This window comes from Pseudomonas sp. 86_A (assembly GCF_017491705.1).
GTDB lineage: Bacteria > Pseudomonadota > Gammaproteobacteria > Pseudomonadales > Pseudomonadaceae > Aquipseudomonas > Aquipseudomonas koreensis.
On sequence record NZ_JAFGYS010000242.1, the window covers coordinates 1 to 244 of the forward strand.

The following is a 244-nucleotide window of genomic DNA, read 5'->3' on the forward strand; positions in this document are numbered from 1 at the left end:
GCGGATTCTGGCGTACCTGTAGGCATTGACGCAAGCCGTTGTAGGCATCCGGAAGTAACCGTCGAGCGATCTAAACAACACCGTTTAAAGGATGTCCGACTGGCAATAAATAACCCTGTGGCGAGGGTGATGACCCGGCCTTCGTCGTCATCCGGGCGCATGCGCACTTTGATCACCAGGTTGCCGGTTTCGGTTTTGGTCTTGTACTGGTATTCGAGTTTGACCATCGGCTTCTGGCTTTCGT

At 53.7% G+C, this 244-nt stretch carries 1 pseudogene; it reads right to left on the bottom strand.

The features are described 5' to 3' along the window. Nucleotides 1-110: 110 nt before the first annotated feature. Nucleotides 111-244 (bottom strand): annotated as a pseudogene (locus tag J5M57_RS28850) (polysaccharide lyase family 7 protein); the annotation flags it as partial.